16 protein-coding genes and 1 tRNA gene are annotated in these 14901 nt (G+C 67.2%); 3 read left to right on the top strand and 14 right to left on the bottom strand.

Features of this window, described 5'->3' with window-relative positions; genetic code table 11:
- Window positions 1-91: 91 nt before the first annotated feature.
- From G5S38_RS09730 to G5S38_RS09705, 6 genes are all read right to left on the bottom strand, one after another.
- Window positions 92-1423 (bottom strand): ABC transporter substrate-binding protein, encoded by a 1332-nt coding sequence (locus G5S38_RS09730; protein WP_165067878.1) that lies wholly within the window; start codon window positions 1421-1423, stop codon window positions 92-94.
- A gap of 292 nt (window positions 1424-1715) precedes the next feature.
- On the bottom strand, window positions 1716-2099 hold the full coding sequence (gene rplL, locus G5S38_RS09725; RefSeq protein WP_165067876.1) for a 50S ribosomal protein L7/L12: 384 nt from the start codon (window positions 2097-2099) through the stop codon (window positions 1716-1718).
- A gap of 50 nt (window positions 2100-2149) precedes the next feature.
- Complete coding sequence (gene rplJ, locus G5S38_RS09720; RefSeq protein WP_165067874.1) at window positions 2150-2665, bottom strand: 50S ribosomal protein L10; 516 nt, start codon at window positions 2663-2665, stop codon at window positions 2150-2152.
- A 286-nt stretch (window positions 2666-2951) separates the two neighbouring features.
- Window positions 2952-3800, bottom strand: coding sequence for an NAD-dependent epimerase/dehydratase family protein (locus G5S38_RS09715; protein WP_165067871.1), 849 nt, complete (start codon window positions 3798-3800; stop codon window positions 2952-2954).
- Window positions 3797-5284, bottom strand: coding sequence for a sensor histidine kinase (locus G5S38_RS09710; RefSeq protein WP_165067868.1), 1488 nt, complete (start codon window positions 5282-5284; stop codon window positions 3797-3799). The genes G5S38_RS09715 and G5S38_RS09710 overlap by 4 nt, the downstream gene beginning before the upstream one ends.
- Window positions 5281-6021 (bottom strand): response regulator transcription factor, encoded by a 741-nt coding sequence (locus G5S38_RS09705; RefSeq protein WP_328796670.1) that lies wholly within the window; start codon window positions 6019-6021, stop codon window positions 5281-5283. The genes G5S38_RS09710 and G5S38_RS09705 overlap by 4 nt, the downstream gene beginning before the upstream one ends.
- Window positions 6022-6154: 133 nt before the next feature.
- On the opposite strand from G5S38_RS09705, the gene G5S38_RS09700 reads away from it, so the two are divergent.
- Entirely contained in the window at window positions 6155-6775 is a 621-nt protein-coding gene (locus G5S38_RS09700) for a YqaJ viral recombinase family protein (RefSeq protein ID WP_328796669.1), read from the top strand.
- Between the two features lie 29 nt (window positions 6776-6804).
- On the opposite strand, the gene G5S38_RS09695 is transcribed toward G5S38_RS09700, so the two are convergent.
- A complete protein-coding gene (locus G5S38_RS09695; protein WP_165067866.1) occupies window positions 6805-7434 on the bottom strand; it encodes a Pr6Pr family membrane protein in 630 nt (209 codons plus the stop codon).
- 159 nt (window positions 7435-7593) lie between these two features.
- Here G5S38_RS09695 and G5S38_RS09690 point away from each other — a divergent pair, with 159 nt between their 5' ends.
- Window positions 7594-8544: an NADP-dependent oxidoreductase gene (locus G5S38_RS09690; protein WP_165067906.1), complete on the top strand. Its 951-nt coding sequence runs from the start codon at window positions 7594-7596 to the stop codon at window positions 8542-8544.
- 208 nt (window positions 8545-8752) lie between these two features.
- On the opposite strand, the gene G5S38_RS09685 is transcribed toward G5S38_RS09690, so the two are convergent.
- The 7 genes from G5S38_RS09685 to G5S38_RS09655 form a co-directional block, all read right to left on the bottom strand.
- Window positions 8753-9859, bottom strand: coding sequence for an SDR family oxidoreductase (locus G5S38_RS09685; RefSeq protein ID WP_165067864.1), 1107 nt, complete (start codon window positions 9857-9859; stop codon window positions 8753-8755).
- A gap of 46 nt (window positions 9860-9905) precedes the next feature.
- Complete coding sequence (locus tag G5S38_RS09680) at window positions 9906-10433, bottom strand: GNAT family N-acetyltransferase (RefSeq protein WP_165067862.1); 528 nt, start codon at window positions 10431-10433, stop codon at window positions 9906-9908.
- A gap of 159 nt (window positions 10434-10592) precedes the next feature.
- A complete protein-coding gene (gene rplA / locus G5S38_RS09675; protein WP_165067860.1) occupies window positions 10593-11282 on the bottom strand; it encodes a 50S ribosomal protein L1 in 690 nt (229 codons plus the stop codon).
- A complete protein-coding gene (gene rplK / locus G5S38_RS09670; RefSeq protein ID WP_165067858.1) occupies window positions 11282-11713 on the bottom strand; it encodes a 50S ribosomal protein L11 in 432 nt (143 codons plus the stop codon). The genes rplA and rplK overlap by 1 nt, the downstream gene beginning before the upstream one ends.
- 131 nt (window positions 11714-11844) lie before the next feature.
- Window positions 11845-12888: a transcription termination/antitermination protein NusG gene (gene nusG / locus G5S38_RS09665; protein WP_165067856.1), complete on the bottom strand. Its 1044-nt coding sequence runs from the start codon at window positions 12886-12888 to the stop codon at window positions 11845-11847.
- A gap of 155 nt (window positions 12889-13043) precedes the next feature.
- Window positions 13044-13325, bottom strand: a complete 282-nt coding sequence (gene secE / locus G5S38_RS09660; protein WP_165067854.1) for a preprotein translocase subunit SecE — start codon at window positions 13323-13325, stop codon at window positions 13044-13046.
- 102 nt (window positions 13326-13427) lie between these two features.
- Window positions 13428-13500, bottom strand: a tRNA-Trp gene (locus G5S38_RS09655).
- A 173-nt stretch (window positions 13501-13673) separates the two neighbouring features.
- Between G5S38_RS09655 and G5S38_RS09650 the strand changes: the two genes are divergently transcribed.
- Window positions 13674-14900: a pyridoxal phosphate-dependent aminotransferase gene (locus tag G5S38_RS09650; RefSeq protein ID WP_165067852.1), complete on the top strand. Its 1227-nt coding sequence runs from the start codon at window positions 13674-13676 to the stop codon at window positions 14898-14900.
- Window position 14901: the final 1 nt, after the last annotated feature.

Raw genomic sequence — 14901 nt, 5'->3', positions numbered from 1 at the left:
ATGTGGATCCTAGCGATGGGGAATCGCGCGGGGGAAGTGAGGAGCCGGTGCGGCTGTGCCGCACCGGCTCCTGACTACCCGTTGGTTGCCGTTATTCCGACGGCCAGGTGTTCTCGATCGCGTCGACCGTCTCTTCGGTCGATGCCCCGTTGATCCAGTCGACCATTCCGGAGAAGAAGCCGGCGGACCCGACTGCTCCCGGCATCAGGTCGGACGCATCGAAGCGGAACGTCGTCTCCGGGTCCTGGAGGATCGCGATGGCGTCCTGCAGGATCGGGCTCGACGCGCTTTCCGGGTCGAGGCCGGTGTTGGCGCTGATGACGCCACCCAGGGCCACTCGGCTGTTCGCCCACTCGGGGCTCGAGAGGTATTCCTGCACCGCGATGGTGTCTTCGTCGTTGGAGAATGCGCCGACGATCTCGCCGCCACCGGTCACCGCGTTGCCGCCAGCCTCCGCGGGCGGCGTGATGAATGCCCAGATGTCGGCGTCGGGGCCGACTTCGGCGTTACCGTTCTCCGGGTCGGAGATGAAGCCGTCGAAGAACGAGGCCTGGTGGTGCAGCGCGCACTCCCCGGTGCCGAGCACGCGGGCGGCGTCACCGAACGGAGTGGTGTTGATCGAACGAACGTCGCCCAGTCCGGCGTTGACGTATTCCGGGTTCTTGAGGATGGCGCCGACCGCGTCGAAGGCTTCGACGATCTGCGGGTCGGTGAATGGCACGTCGTTGGCGACCCACTGGTCGTAGACCTCGGTCCCAGACAGGCGCAACACCATGTCTTCTACCCAGTCGGTTCCGGGCCACCCGGTGGCGGCGTCAGACCCGAACCCCGCGCACCAGGGCGGTCCGCCGAGGTCGGCGGCAGCCTGCTCGGTCAGGGCAGTCAGCTCGTCCAGGGTGGTCGGGACTTCCCAGCCGTTCTCCGCGAACTGCGACGGCGAATACCAGATGTATCCCTTGATGCTCGCCATCAGGGGCGCCCCGACGAGGGTGTCGTTGACGGTCGCGTACCCGGCCCAGTCTTCTGACCAGTAGTCCGCCACGTTGGAGGCGACGCCCTCGGGCGCCGGCTGGATGTAGTCGCGACTCGCGAGGTCGGCCAGCAGGCCGGGCTGGGGGAAAATGGCGAGGTCGGGCGGGTTGCCGCCCTGGGCGCGGATTCCGATCTGCGCCTCGAACTCCTGGCTTCCCTCGTACTGGATGTCGATGTCGTTCTCTTCTTCCCAGGCCGCCCACGACTCGTTGAGAAGTTCTTCTTCGGTGTCGATGATGGTGCCGTAGATGGTCACCACGCCGTCGGCCTCGCCGGCGTCGCCGGCTCCCGACGACGAACCGCCGTTGGTGCTGCAACCGACGAGCACGAGGCCAGCGGCGGCGAACATGGCAATGGGTGCTGTGAAACGACGATGCGTGGATGTACGCATGTATTCCTCCTCTTTGAGGGTTACGGCGCGATGGGCTGCGCAGAATGTGGTTCGGGTGGAACCGCAGCCCTGGGCACGGGAGTGCACTGGGGATGCCGTTGGGTCCACTCGTAAAGTTAGGCCCCCTCACGACCGCGCGGCAACCGATTCACCGTGTTGGGCGTAACGGTTTCGTCACACTCCCCTGGTCGGGTGCGCACCCACCGCGCCGGTTAACGCAGAACAGCGCCGCTCCCGAAGGAGCGACGCTGTCACCTGCCCGCGGACGGGCAGTGGTGCAGTGCTACGGGAGTTACTTGAGGGTGACGGTGGCGCCAGCTGCTTCGAGCTGAGCCTTCGCCTTCTCGGCGGTCTCCTTGTTCGCACCTTCGATGACGACGCCGGGGGCGCCATCGACGACGGCCTTGGCCTCGCCGAGGCCGAGGCTCGTGAGCGCACGAACCTCCTTGATGACCTGGATCTTCTTGTCGCCGACCGCGTCGAGCACGACGTCGAAGGAATCCTTCTCCTCGACCTCTTCGACGGGCGCTGCGGCGCCACCGGCGGCGGCTGCGGCGACGGGGGCTGCTGCGGTGACCTCGAAGGTCTCCTCGAACTTCTTGACGAAGTCGCTCAGCTCGATGAGCGTGAGCTCCTTGAATGCCTCAATGAGTTCGTCGTTGGAAAGCTTTGCCATGATTTTTCTCCTTGTGATTCTGAATCGTTAAACCGCGCGGGCCCGAGGACCTAGTTCGCGGAATCCTGCTTCTCGCGCAGCGCATCGACCGTGCGAACGGCCTTCGACAGCGGTGCGTTGAAGAGATATGCGGCGCCGAACAGCGACTGCTTGAAGGCTCCAGCCAGCTTGGCCAGCAGCACCTCCCGGCTTTCGAGATCGGCGAGCTTGCCTACCTCCGCTGCGGTGAGGGGGTTACCGTCGAAGTAACCGCTCTTCACGACGAGCGCAGGGTTTGCCTTGGCGAAGTCACGCAGGGCCTTTGCGACGGCGACAGTGTCTCCGTGCACGAAGGCGATCGCGGATGGGCCGGCGAGGTCGACGTCGAACGACGTGATTCCCGCGTTGTTGGCCGCGATCTTGGTCAGGGTGTTCTTCACCACGGCGTACGTTGCGTGCTCACTGATCGATACGCGCAGCTGCTTGAGCTGGGCAACGGTGAGTCCGCGATACTCGGTGAGCATGACAGCGTTCGAGCTTTCGAATTTCTCCGTGAGCTCGGCGACTGACGCTTCCTTGTTCGCCATGGCACTCCTTTGATTGGTGGTGTTTGCGCCGGGACCGGAGGAGGGGGTCCGCACACGAAAAAAGCTCCGGCACAGGGGCACGGAGCTTGGTCTCCCGGAGGAGCAAACTACACACACCTGCGCTGGTCTTCGCGTGAGCGAAACTTCTATCGACGGCCCACGAAAGATCGCTCGCATCGTGTGCACGCCGAAAACCTGCGGTCTTTGGCTTCGCTAAGGGTAGGTGATTCCCGGCGAGAACGCGAATCGGCCCGGCAACAACGCCTCGCCGGGCCGATCGGGGGTGCTACACGTGGTCGCGCCAGGAGTGCACCGGCTCGTAGCCGAGCACCCGGCGCGCCTTCTCAATCGACAGCAGGGACTCGGTGTCGCCGAGCTCACGGATCACCTCGACGCCCGGGTACACCTCTGCGGCGAGGTCCGCGCTCTTTCTGGACATCACCGTGTCGGCGTTCGCGATGATGTAGGCCGCAAAGCCCGGGATGCGCGCTTCGAGCGCGCGCAGCACGGCCTGGGCCCCGTCGCGCGCGTCGATGTATCCCCACAGGTTCCACTTGCGGGAAGTGGCATCCAGATCGTATTCGGGGAATTTCGCGTAGTCCCCGACGTGCATCACGTTCGAGAATCGCAGGGCCGAGATGCTCAGCTCGGGGTTCCAGCGCACGAGCTTCTGGGCGAGCTCTTCTTCGAGGTGCTTGGTGACGGCATACATGCTTTCGGGACGGGAGGGATACTCCTCGTCGACGGGAAGGTAGGGAGGCGGGGTCTCGAACGGGATGCCGAGGAGCGTCTCGCTCGAGGCGTACGCGATGGTGCTGATGCCCACCCGCCGCGCGGCCTGGAAGACGTTGAACGTCGCGGTCATGTTGTTGTGGAAGGTACGCGAGTCGGGAACGATGCCGCCGGCAGGCACGGCCGCCAGGTGCACCAGTGCGTCCACGCCGTCGTGCCGGTCGTCGATGCCGCTGAACGCGTCGACGGTCTGCCCGTAGTCGGTGAAGTCGACACGCGTGAAGGTCTCCGCCTCGCGGTCTCCCGCTATGTCGAGCGCTGCCACGGTGTGTCCCGCCTCGCGCAGGTACGGCACGACGACGCTTCCCAGTTTTCCTGTTGCCCCGGTCACGGCGATCTTCATCGATTCACTCCCTCGGTTGCTGCCGGTCTCGCGGTACCCGTGGGGGGCCCGCCGACGGGCAGTGCTATCGAAAACACCGTAGTACCGGGTTCGCTCTGCACCTGCACCGAGCCGCCGTGGCCGTCGACCACGGCGCGCACGATTGCGAGGCCGAGACCGGTGCTGCCGGCGGTACGCGAACGCGAGCCGTCGCCGCGCGCGAAGCGCTCGAAGAGCTGGGGCTGTAGCTGTTCGGGAATACCGGGCCCGTGGTCGGTGACCGTGATGAGCGCCGTGTCGCCGTCGAGCCGCAGCGCCACCTGCACCGGGGTGCCGGGGGGCGTGTGCACGCGCGCGTTCGCGAGGATGTTCACGACCACCTGCTGCAGTCGGGGCTTGTCACCGCGGATGGTGACGGGCTCCTCCGGCAGGTCGAGCGACCAGCCGTGGTCGGGTCCGGCCGCGTGGGCGTCGCTCACCGCGTCGATGAGCAGCATCGACACATCGACGTCGCCCATCTCGAGGTCGCGGCCCTCGTCGAGGCGCGCGAGCAGCAGCAGGTCCTCGACGAGCGATGTCATGCGCACCGCCTCGGATTCGACCCTGCCGATGGCGTGCACCACATCGGGGGGAAGGTCGTGACCGCCCCGCCGGGTGAGCTCTGCGTATCCACGGATCGACGCGAGCGGGGTGCGCAGTTCGTGGCTCGCGTCGGCGACGAACTGCCGCACCTTGCGCTCGCTCTCCTGTCGAACGTGCAGGGCGGATGCCACGTGCCCGAGCATGCGGTTGATGGCCGCTCCCACCTGGCCGACCTCGGTGCGGCCGTCGGCGTCGGCGTCGGGCACCCGTACGGCGAGCGCGACCTGGCCGCGGTCGAGCGGCAGTTCCGCGACGTGCGAGGCGGTCGCGGCGACCCTGTCGAGCGGCCTCAGCGCGTACCGCACGATCCAGCGCGCGCCGACGGTGGCGAGCGCGATGCCGACAATGGTCACGATCGCAATCACCAGGCCGAGCTGGAACACGGTCGACTGCACGGAGGTGAGCGGCAATGCGACGACGATTGCGCTGCCCGCCCGGTCGACGGGCTGCGATACCACCCGGTAGGTGCCGAGGCCGCCGAGGTCGACGGTGCGCGGGGTGCCGTCGGCCGGGACTGCGACGAGTGTCGCGCCCTGCTTGCCGTTGAGGATGCGCACGTACCCGTCGTCATCGAAGTAGATGGCTGCATCGAGTACACCGCCGGTAATGGAGGCGGAGATAGTCCCGACGGCGAGGAACTCCGGGCGGATACCGACCTGGTCGCCTACCGACCCCGGCGCCACCGCATTGCCGCCGAAATCCTGCGACCGGGATGTCGCCGACTGGAGCTGGATATCGACGCGATCGACCAGGTAGCTACGTAGGGCGAGGACGCTCACGAATCCGATGACGATACTCATGGCGGCCAGGAGCGCGACCGTGCTGAGGACGAGTCGCCGGCGCAGCGTCCAGGGCTGCGTCATTCCGCGGCTTTGATCATGTACCCGACGCCGCGTACGGTGTGGATCATGGGCTCGTTGCCCGCGTCGATCTTCTTGCGCAGGTAGGAGATGTAGATCTCCACGATGCTGGACCGTCCGCCGAAGTCGTAGCTCCAGACCCGGTCGAGGATCTGCACCTTGCTCATGACCCTGCGCGGGTTGCGCATGAGGAAGCGGAGCAGCTCGAACTCGGTGGCGGTGAGCTCGATCAGTCGACCATCGCGCCGCACCTCATAGCTCTCTTCGTCGAGCACGAGGTCACCGACCCTGATCAACGGGTCGGGCGCGTCGGTGATCAGCATGGTCGAGCGGCGGATGAGTCCCCGCAACCGGGCGACGAGTTCTTCGAGACTGAACGGCTTGGTCACGTAGTCGTCGCCGCCCGCGGTGAGGCCCGCGATCCGGTCGTCGAGCGCGTCCTTCGCGGTGAGGAACAGCACCGGTACGTTCTGGCCGTCGGCGCGCAGTCGCTGCAGCACCTGCAGGCCGTCGATGTCGGGCAGCATCACGTCGAGCACCACGACGTCGGGCTTGAACTCGCGGATGAGGTTGACCGCGGCGCGCCCCTCCGAGGCGAAGCGCACGTCCCAACCTTCGTAGCGCAACGCCATGGTCACGAGGTCGCTGAGCGACGGTTCGTCATCGACGACGACGGCGCGAACCGGCGTTCCGTCCGCACGTCGGAGGGGTGGGCGCTGCACGGGGCTGATATCGGTCACCTTCCCTATCTATCTCCACATTCCTATGGAAAGACTATGACCGCGCCCGGTGCTGGCTGTGCCGTGGCGGTGACCCGCCCGACGCGCCACGCCGGGGGCCGCGGATGTCGGGGAGGGGAGGGAGAATAGAACGGTGACGTACGTGCAGCCGATGCTCTCCCTCTGGGATGACCCGCTGCCCGAACCCACGCCGCCCCCTCACCTCTCGCGCATCGTCGCGCACTCGACGAACCGGTTCGCCTGGTTGCGGGCCCGCGCGATGGGCGTCACCGCCACCGACGTCGCCCGGTTATCCAGTTCGCGCGCCGTGCTGGCGCTCGCCGCCGAGAAGTCGGCCGGCTCGTCGTTCTTCGGCAACGCCTACACCGACCACGGCAGGGCCCGCGAGCCCGAGATCGCCCGCTGGGCGCGCAGCGTCTACGGCATGGAGCCGAGCGTCGCGCTGTTCCACGCCGATGGCAACCGCGACCACCTGGCGACGCCCGACGGGATGCGGCAGCGCAACGCCCTCGAGCTGTGCGAGATCAAGACCACGATGTCGACGTGGCGAAGCATCCCCCGGTCCTACCTGCGCCAGGTGTGGTGGCAGCAGTACGTGCTGGGGGCGGAGCGCACCCTCGTGGTGTGGGAGAAGCACGAGAACTTCGTGCCCGTCGATCGTGAGCCGGAATGTCGGTGGGTCGACCGCGACGACAACGAGATCCACGTGCTCGTGGGCCTGGCCGACGAGCTGCTCGGCCTCATGCGCGCGTAGCAGCACCCACTCGGCTCAGCCCAGCCGGCTCACCCCCGGATCGCCACCGGGGCCGGCACGAGCACGCGCACCCGGCTGAGCGCCCAGACCATCGCGCCGAACAGTCCGAACGCCAGGGCGATGACGAGCACGTAGACGGCGACCGAGCCGTACCCGGTCGCGGGGTCGAGAAAGGGGTACGGAACCCACCCGTCCGTCGCCCCGCGCGCGAGCACCACCGCGACCCAGACCAGCGGGTAGACGAGCACGACCCAGAACCGACGCCACGGCACCGCGCGTCGATCGCCGACCAGCACCCAGTCGACGACGAGGTACAGCGGGGCCCAGATGTGCAGCACGCTATTGGCCCACGGCAGTTCGACCCCGCCCGCGATGCCGGTGAGCAGGATGTTGTAGACCAGGCCGACGATGATCATGTTGGTGGTCGCGACGGCACGCAGCAGGTCGAGCAGCGGCCAGGACGCCCGGCCGGCGAACCCCGCGATGGCCGCTATCGCCAGCGCGATCGCCGCGATGAGGTTGCCCTGCATGGTGAAGAACCCGAAGAAGTTGAGCGGGTTCACCACCTCGCGACTGGCGGTGTCGAGGTACGTCGCGGTCACGGCGACGACGATCAGCGCAGCCATCAGGGCGCGCACGGTGGCAATGGAACGTGTCATCCGGTCCCCTTCATCGGCTGCAAGTCAATCACGCGTCCCCACCGTACACACCCCGTTTTGGGGTGCCACAGTTGACACCCAGTTGACCTCGACGAAACACCTCGGACTCACGCACGCACTTGACTGGGGTACGACAGTGGAGGGCCTGACATGATGACGATGCGTGCCATGGGTATCGCCGACGACACCGGAGCGCTTGCGCCCTGCGACGTGCCGAAGCCCACGAAGGTGAACTCCGAGGTGCTGGTGAGGGTAGTGGCGGCCGGGGTGAACCCGATCGACTCGAAGACGCGCGCGGGGAGGGGACTCACGCCCGCGATCACGTCGTGGCCCGCCGTGCTGGGGTTCGACTTCAGCGGCGTCGTCGTCGAGTCGCCATACGAGGCGCACCCCCTCAAGCCCGGCACCGAGGTGTTCGGCATGACGGCGTTCCCGCGTTCCTGCGGCAGCTACGCGGAGTACGTCTCGGTGTCGACACTCAGCGTGGCGCGCAAGCCCCGCAGCCTCTCGCACCTCGAGGCCGCGGCGGTTCCGCTCGCCGCCCTGACCGCGTGGGGGATGGTGGTCGATATCGCGAAGGCGCACGAGGGCCAGCGGGTGCTGATCCACGCCGGATCCGGCGGCGTCGGGCACTTCGCCGTGCAGTTCGCCGCGTACTTCGGCGCGCACGTGATCGCCACCGGCTCCACGCGCAACGTGGGCTGGCTTCCTGAGCTCGGTGCCGCCCAGGTGATCGACCATACCCAGGCCAGGTTCGAAGACGAGGCGGGCACGGTCGACGTCGTGATCGACCTCGTCGGCAACGTGCACGACGACACCGGCACGCGCTCGCTCTCTGTGCTGCGGCCGGGCGGGCTGCTCATCAACGCCCCGACCGGCAGCTGGCCGACGGTGCTCGACGACGCGATCGAGGCGGGCGTCAGGGCGACCACCTACAAGGTCGCCCCGGACGGCCAGGCGCTCAACGTGATCTGCCGCCTGCTCGACTCCGGCGACATCCACGTGAACGTCGACCGGGTCTTCGAACTGGTGGATGCCGCGGCAGCCCACACCCTGCTCGATGAGGGCCACACGCGCGGCAAGATAGTGCTGCGGGTCACCGACGAGTAGCGACAAGTTCGAGCTGCGGGTCACCAACGAGTAGCGGCAAGATTGAACTGCGGGTCAGCGACGAATAGCGGCAAGATCGTGCTGCAGGTCACCGACGAGTAGCGGCAAGATTGAACTGCGGGTCAGCGACGAATGGCGGCAAGATCGTGCCGCGGGTCACCGACGATTAGCGGCCCGCCCGAACGACGGCGTCAGTCAAACGACGGCGTCAGTCGAACGACGGGATGAGCCGCTCGGCACGGAACCGATCGAACAGGTCGACGAACGAGTCGGCCGTGCGGTGGTGGGTGGAGAAGCCCGCGAGGCGGCTCTTCGAGATGTCGGTGACGACCTCCATGGTGCGCCCGAGGTCGGCGTCGGTGTGCCACCACGAGGCGAGGCGCGACAGGTCGGCCTCGGCAAGCCCGTGCTCCCCGGCGAGCGTGGCCCACGCGTCATCCATTCCCGCCATCTGCTCCTCGAGGGGCTGCGGCTGCGCGTCCGGCCCCACCGGCTCGACGCCGAAGTACTCCGCGAGGATGAGCCACATGGTGCGCCAGCGGAACACGTCGCCGTTGACGACGTTGAACGCCTCGTCAGCCCCGGCTTCGGTGGTGGATGCCCACACCATCTGGTCGGCGAGCACCGTGGCATCCGTCATGTCGGTCAGGCTGTTCCACTGCGTCTCACTGCCCGGGAAGGTGAACGGGCGGCCCTGCGCGCGGCAGATCGAGGCGTACACGGCGAGGGTGAGCCCCATGTTCATGAGGTTGCCGACGGCGTGGCCGAGCACGGTGTGGGAGCGGTGGATCGACCAGGTGAAGCCCTGCGCCGCGGCGGCGGCGTAGACCTCGTCTTCCTGGGCGTAGTAGAAGTTCGGGGTCTCGAGGCGCGGGGCGTCTTCGCGGAACGGGGTGTCTGGCATGTCGCCCTCGCCGTAGGCCTCGAATGGGCCGAGGTAGTGCTTCAGGCCGGTCACCAGGGCGACGTGCTCGAGGGGTGCGGAGCCCAGGGCGGCGAGGAGGTCGCGCACCATGGCGCTGTTGACGGCGATGTTCTGCTCCTCGGTGGCCTGGCGCGCCCACGCGGTGAAGAAGACGTGGGTCGGACGCTCGGCACCGAGCACGCGCGCGAGGTCGTCTGGCGACCGGAGGTCGGCGGTGATCCAGCGCACGCCGTCGCGCTCGGCGCCGGGCCGGCGGGAGAGCGCGAGCACTTCCCAGCCGTCGCCGATGAGCTGGTCGGTAAGGGCGGATCCGCTGATGCCCGTCGCTCCCACGACGAGGGCGAGGCGGGGCGCGGCGGATGGGTCGGTGTGCTGCGGGGTCATAGTCATCCCCCGCGACAACCGCACCGGCGGCGACGCTATTCCGGCGACCCGCCTATTGCGTGCGTTCGCGCACGAAGTCGGACTCGTAGCTCTGTCCGACGAGAAAGCGTCGTTCGCCGACGAGCCGGAAGCCGCACTTCTCGTAGAACCGGTTCGCCCGCTGGTTCTGCTGGTTGACGCCGAGCCAGACGCTTCGGGCGCCGCGAGCCAGCGCGGCACCGATGGCGGCGTCGACCATCGCGGCGGCCGTGCCGGTGCCGTGCGACGCCTCGAGCAGGTAGCACTTGCTCAGCTCGACGGTGGGACGGGTGGTGACGACCGAGCTCACGTCAGGATCGGCCGGCTCCCCCGCGACGGTCATCACGTAGCCGACGGCCGCAGTGCCGTCGCGGGCGATGAACAGGTCGCGGGTCTCGTCGGCGAGGTACCCGGCCATGCGTTCCGCAGAGAGGTGGCGGTCGATGAAGTCGCGGATCGCCTCCTCGGTTGTCGACGGCGGGCACGCGAGCGCGAACGTACGTGCGGCGACCGCGGCGAGTTCACCCGCGTCGGCTGCGGTCGCCCGCTCGATGGTTGTCATGGCTCGCCCCGGTCGGTGGTGTCCTGTGGCTGGTCGTCGTCGTGTGGCTCGTCATCGTGCTGGTAGTCGCCCTGCTGGTCGTCCTCGTGGGACGCAGAAAGGGGCCCGCGCGAGCGGACCCCTTCCTGTCATGCGTGGTGCCTGTGCGACCCGAGGGCGTTACAGGATGTTGACGTCCAGCGGGATTCCGGGTCCGAACGTGGTCGTCACCGTGCCCTTCTGGATGTAGCGACCCTTGGAGCTCGACGGCTTGGCGCGCGAGATCTCGTCGAGCGCCGCCTTGATGTTCTCCTCGAGCTGCGCCTGCTCGAACCCGGCCTTGCCCACGATGAAGTGGACATTGCTGTGCTTGTCGACGCGGAACTCGATCTTTCCGCCCTTGATCTCGGTCACTGCCTTCGCCGGGTCGGGCGTGACGGTGCCGGTCTTCGGGTTGGGCATGAGGCCACGGGGTCCGAGGACCTTTCCGAGGCGTCCGACCTTGCCCATGAGCTCGGGGGTGGAGACCGCAGAGTCGAACGCGACGTATCCGCCGGCGACCTTCTCGATGAGGTCGTCTCCGCCGACCTCGTCTGCTCCGGCGGCGAGTGCCGCGTCGGCAGCGGGGCCGGTCGCGAAGACGACGACGCGAACGGTCTTGCCGGTTCCGTGGGGCAGGCTGACGGTGCCGCGCACCATCTGGTCTGCCTTGCGGGGGTCGACGCCGAGCTTGAGGGCGACCTCGACGGTCGAGTCGAAGTTCTTGGACCCGGTCTCACGTGCGACCGAAACGGCCTCCGACGGGGTGTAGAACTTCCCCTCTTCGATCTTGTCCGCGGCGGCGCGGTATGCCTTGGATTTCGTAGCCATTATGCTTCCACCGTAATTCCCATCGAACGGGCGGTGCCCGCGATGATCTTGGATGCTGCGTCGACGTCGTTCGCGTTGAGGTCCGACATCTTGGTCTCGGCGATCTGGCGCACCTGCTCCTGTGTGAGCTTGGCGACCTTGACCGTGTGCGGGGTTCCGGAACCCTTGGCGACACCGGCGGCCTTCTTGATGAGCTCGGCTGCCGGCGGGGTCTTGAGGATGAACGTGAACGAACGGTCCTCGTAGACGGTGATCTCGACGGGGATGACGTTGCCGCGCTGCGACTCGGTCGCCGCGTTGTATGCCTTGCAGAATTCCATGATGTTGACGCCGTGCTGACCCAGCGCAGGCCCGATGGGCGGTGCGGGGTTCGCGGCGCCGGCCTGGATCTGAAGCTTGATCAGACCCGTGACCTTCTTTTTCGCTGCCATTGTTTTCCTTTTCTGTTTCGACCAGCCGAAGTCCGGCTGATCTCCCGCGATGCCGGCAGATCCGGTCGCGGTGGTTTGTGGGGCGCGGTGTCGCTGCGCCGACGGTGCCGCCCGGAGGGCGGACCATTTGCCTACAGCTTGGTGACCTGGTCGAAGCTGAGCTCGACCGGGGTCTCACGCTCGAACAGCGATACGAGCACGGTGAGCTTGCCACTCTCCGGCTTGATCTCGCTGATCGATCCAGGCAGGCCCGCGAACGACCCTTCCTTGATGGTGATGGTCTCGCCGACCTCGAAGTCGACTTCCTGCGGGATGGAGCGCGCGGTGGTCTTGCCGCCCTTGGCGCCGGCCTTGACCGGTGCTTCGACGATCTGCACGAGGCTCTTCAGCATCGAGAACGCCTCTTCGAAGCGCAGCGCGGTCGGGTTGTGGCTGTTGCCGACGAATCCGGTGACGCCGGGGGTGTGGCGAACGACCGACCAGGAGTCCTCATTGAGGTCCATGAGCACGAGCACGTATCCGGGGATGCGCACGCGGTTGACGAGCTTGCGCTGGCCGTTCTTGATCTCGACGACGTCTTCCATCGGCACCTCGACCTGGAAGACGTAGTCCTCCATCGCCATGCTGACCTTGCGGTTCTCGATGTTCTGCTTGACGCGCTTCTCGAAGCCCGCGTAGGAGTGGATGACGTACCACTTGCCGGGCTTCGCCTTGAGCTCCTTGCGGAATGCCTCGTACGGGTCGACCTCGGCGGGCTCGGCGCCGGCATCGTCGGCGGCGGGGTCGACGACCTCGTCGCCCGCGTCGGGCTCTTCGCCGGTGTACGGGGCGATTTCGGGCTCCTCGAGGGCCTCTTCTTCGGCCTCGATGTCTGCTTCGTCGTCGGTGGCGGCGACGGATGCGTCGGCCTCGTCGAGGGAGCCGACCTCGAGTGCGTCGTCCACGATGGCGTCGGCCTCGGGGTCGACGGCGGTAGCGACGGCGTCGAGCGCGGCGTTCAGGTCAGACTCGATGTCGGGGTCACCCTCGCCGTCCACGTGGATCGCGAGCTGCTCGGCGGGCTCGACGGACGATTCGTCTCCGGCGAGCTCGTTGCCCTCCTGCGCTTCGTCATCCTCGGAGGACTGCTCTGCCGCAGTCGCGAGGTCGATGTCATCGCGGTGTGTGTCAGCCACTGAGTTCCATTCCATTCGTTGAGTTCTGGTCTCGCCCGCGGCATTGCCGCCATACGGGGACCTGGTCGTAGTTCTGGCCGCGTCGTGCTGCGGCTCCGCGCTCGTCGTGCGGCGCAGGTCGTGCCACACGATCGTCCGCGGCGGGCTCCCGGTGCCTAGGTGGTGGTGGGCCCGTCGCCGAATACATAACCGACGGCGAGACCGAACACGAAGTCGAAGCCCGATACCAGCGCCATCATGATCACGACGAACGCGAGCACGACACCGGTGTAGCTGAACAGTTCCTTGCGGGTCGGGGTGACGACCTTCTTGAGTTCGTTTACGACCTGCTTGAGGAACAGTCCGATCCGGCCGAAGGGGCCGCGACGTCCGGCCCGGTCGAGACGGGAGTTGGCGACGATGTCCTCGCTGGGTTCGTCGATTACGTTCTTCGCCACGCTCACTGCCTTCCACACTTCAGCCGGCCGGCTACCTGCACCGACCGGCCTCTATTTGTTTCCATGCGACCTGAACACTGCTCTGTCGCATGAACCGAGCTGCAGGGCGGACAGGACTTGAACCTGCAACCTGCGGTTTTGGAGACCGCTGCTCTACCAATTGAGCCACCGCCCTTCGGAGCGAGACCACCATGCATGTGACGATGGGGCAGTCACGAATGTCGGCCACAAAAATGGGCACACAAAAGCATGGCAGATTTGCACTACCGGGAGTCAGTCTAGGTCACCCCGATTGGGCTGTAAAGCCAGCACCCTCCGAGCGCAGGTGCGGGTCGGTACTCTGGCAGGGTGGACACCTCTTCGCCCCAGGCCCCCGCGGCCCCCCTGCCCCGTATCTCCCGTCGCATCGCCGCGATCGCCGAATCCGCGACCCTGAAGGTCGATTCGAAGGCCAAGGCCCTGCAGGCCGCCGGACGGCCCGTGATCAGCTTCGCCGCGGGCGAGCCCGACTTCCCGACGCCACCGAACATCGTCGAGGCCGCGTCCGCCGCAGTGCTCGACCCGCGCAACCACCGCTACACCGCCGCTGCCGGCCTCCCCGAGCTACGGGAGGCGATCGCGGAGAAGACCCGCCGCGACAGCGGCCTCACCGTTCCCGCGAGCCAGGTCATCGTGACCAACGGTGGCAAGCAGGCGGTATACGAGGCATTCGCGGCCATCGTCGACGACGGTGACGAGGTATTGATGCCCGCCCCGTACTGGACCACGTATCCCGAGGTGGTGCGCCTCGCTGGCGGCATCCCCGTCGAGGTCTTCGCCGGGGCCGACCAGGACTACCGGGTCACGGTCGAGCAGCTCGAAGCCGCCCGCACGCCCCGCACCAAGGTGCTGCTCTTCGTGTCGCCGTCGAACCCGACCGGTTCGGTGTACACGCCGGACGAGACCCGCGCGATCGGCGAATGGGCACTCGAGCACGGTATCTGGGTCGTTGCCGACGAGATCTACCAGAACCTCGTCTACGACGGCGCCCGCGCGATCTCGATCGTCGAGGCGGTTCCCGCCCTCGCCGACACCACCATCCTGGTGAACGGTGTCGCGAAGACCTACGCCATGACCGGCTGGCGCCTCGGCTGGATGGTCGCCCCCGCCGACGTCACGAAGGCCGCGTCGAACCTGCAGTCGCACCTGTCGTCGAACGTGTCGAACATCTCGCAGCGTGCCGCGATCGCCGCGCTGACCGGGCCGCAGGATACCGTCGAGGAGATGCGCCTCGCCTTCGACCGGCGACGCACGACCATCGTTCGCGAGCTGAGCAAGATCGACGGCCTGGTGTGCCCCACTCCCGAGGGCGCCTTCTACGTCTATCCCGATGTCACCGGGCTGCTGAACCGCGAGTGGGGCGGGGTCACCCCCACCACCTCCCTCGAGCTCGCCGACCTGATCCTCGAGCAGGCCGAGGTCGCGGTGGTGCCCGGCGAGGCGTTCGGCCCGAGCGGCTACGTGCGGCTGTCGTATGCGCTGGGCGACGACGCGCTCCTCGAGGGCGTGCAGCGACTGCAGCGACTCTTCGCGTAGA

The sequence above is a fragment of the Marisediminicola senii genome (assembly GCF_011057645.1).
In the GTDB taxonomy this organism is placed as follows: domain Bacteria; phylum Actinomycetota; class Actinomycetes; order Actinomycetales; family Microbacteriaceae; genus Marisediminicola; species Marisediminicola senii.
Note: the sequence above shows the minus strand (reverse complement) of the source record. Positions and strands in the feature narration are given on the sequence as shown.

Excerpts from the sequence above, each read along its gene's own strand:
- rplJ (WP_165067874.1), bottom strand. The coding sequence starts at position 2,665 with ATGGCGAACAAGGAAGCGTCAGTCGCCGAGCTCACGGAGAAATTCGAA.
- G5S38_RS09710 (WP_165067868.1), bottom strand. The coding sequence starts at position 5,284 with ATGACGCAGCCCTGGACGCTGCGCCGGCGACTCGTCCTCAGCACGGTC.
- rplK (WP_165067858.1), bottom strand. The coding sequence starts at position 11,713 with ATGGCAGCGAAAAAGAAGGTCACGGGTCTGATCAAGCTTCAGATCCAG.
- rplL (WP_165067876.1), bottom strand. The coding sequence starts at position 2,099 with ATGGCAAAGCTTTCCAACGACGAACTCATTGAGGCATTCAAGGAGCTC.
- G5S38_RS09680 (WP_165067862.1), bottom strand. The coding sequence starts at position 10,433 with ATGACAACCATCGAGCGGGCGACCGCAGCCGACGCGGGTGAACTCGCC.
- G5S38_RS09695 (WP_165067866.1), bottom strand. The coding sequence starts at position 7,434 with ATGACACGTTCCATTGCCACCGTGCGCGCCCTGATGGCTGCGCTGATC.
- rplA (WP_165067860.1), bottom strand. The coding sequence starts at position 11,282 with ATGGCTACGAAATCCAAGGCATACCGCGCCGCCGCGGACAAGATCGAA.
- G5S38_RS09690 (WP_165067906.1), top strand. The coding sequence starts at position 7,594 with ATGCGTGCCATGGGTATCGCCGACGACACCGGAGCGCTTGCGCCCTGC.
- G5S38_RS09685 (WP_165067864.1), bottom strand. The coding sequence starts at position 9,859 with ATGACTATGACCCCGCAGCACACCGACCCATCCGCCGCGCCCCGCCTC.
- G5S38_RS09715 (WP_165067871.1), bottom strand. The coding sequence starts at position 3,800 with ATGAAGATCGCCGTGACCGGGGCAACAGGAAAACTGGGAAGCGTCGTC.
- G5S38_RS09730 (WP_165067878.1), bottom strand. The coding sequence starts at position 1,423 with ATGCGTACATCCACGCATCGTCGTTTCACAGCACCCATTGCCATGTTC.